At 42.2% G+C, this 1,338-nt stretch carries 1 protein-coding gene; it reads right to left on the bottom strand.

Going from position 1 to position 1,338, the window contains the following annotated elements; translation table 11 throughout:
* A partial coding sequence (locus BHU68_RS12210; RefSeq protein WP_216115536.1) for a DNA methyltransferase occupies nt 1–745 on the bottom strand: 745 nt, incomplete at its 3' end.
* Nucleotides 746–1,338: the final 593 nt, after the last annotated feature.

The following is a 1,338-nucleotide window of genomic DNA, read 5'->3' as shown; positions in this document are numbered from 1 at the left end:
CCCCTCGTGTAATTGAGTACGATTTACATAGCCTTCCACTATACCGTGTGATATCACCAATTGCATTTTTCACAGACTCTTGGAAAAGATCATCCAAATGGTTTTCTGGAATTACTCTACTTTTCCAATTGTTTCTATAGCGTCGACCCTTGCCGTTAACGATGATGTTGCTGGCCTCTACTAATACACCGCCTAATAGAGTTTTAAATAAGCGTTGGTGTGCTGGGTTTTCTATGTATAAAATTGACTGAAGAAGGCATGAAATCCTTTCGCATATCTTAGTGTTGAATAGCCAGCGGTCTTTATCTCCAGGTTCAAAAAAAGTTTTCGGCATATTTTCCGAAAGAGACTGAGTGTCCGGAGTTAAACTATAAGATTTGCTGACAACTAATCTGAAGTCATCACTCAGTTCAAGTGCATTGTATTCTTGGAGCTTTGCTTCAATCAGATCGGCCAGGTAAGGATTTACTTCTACAGTACGAGGGTGGACCCCCAAAAACTGACATGCTAAAGCGGTCGTGCCTGACCCACCAAAGGGGTCCAAGCAGGAATGCACAGGAATTGGGCTTTCTGACACGGCCCTCCGAATCAGCTCTGGGGCAAATGCCTCTTTGAAATGCCGCCATCTCTGAAAGGCGATTGATGCTGTTCCGGCATTTGTCCCCCAGCACATGATCTCTCGAGACATCACCCATTCATCAAAGCTTGGAGTGTAGGCGGTGCAATCTTTAGAAAATGTACCCATTATGCTTTTTCCAGGCTCGATCATGTGGCTGTAAAAAGATGCAAATATAGCACTTCTTCAGTCGTAAGCTCAACGGGTAAGATGGATTTAATTGGTTGAATTTATTGGGGTTGAGGCTGACATAGTTTTACTTTGATGGGGTTAGTCTAGTTTCTGTAAGTTTTAAAGGCATATGAGGATAAATGCTCTGCTAGTTTGAAGTGTATATGGAGTAAATTCGCTTGGTAAATCTTTTAAATTCCTTGGTGTGTTTTTAGTGAGGTATGCGAGCTATTTGTTAATTTCGTAGGGGGCATAGTTCTGAAGGTATAGTCGAGCGGTAAAGACTGTCTGTTCAACCGTCCTCGGGTCTGGTCTGAATCCGAGTTGGCCGATCACTATCTCGATAGGCTGTTTGAGTGTCTAAATTCTGGTTTCATCATAGTGTCCATAGCTATGAAATGTTCGTATTTTTAGCATCAAGTATCGCTAGTTGCCTCCTCGATTTGAAATACAAAGCTCGGTTTATATTGATTGTTCATTGAAGTTGCCAAAGAAGTCCTAGCTTTACCTCGTGGTAGACGTGGTTTATCGCTCAACGCTTTTCAGTAATC

It is taken from the genome of Candidatus Marithrix sp. Canyon 246 (assembly GCF_001723685.1).
GTDB lineage: Bacteria > Pseudomonadota > Gammaproteobacteria > Beggiatoales > Beggiatoaceae > Marithrix.
Note: the sequence above shows the minus strand (reverse complement) of the source record. Positions and strands in the feature narration are given on the sequence as shown.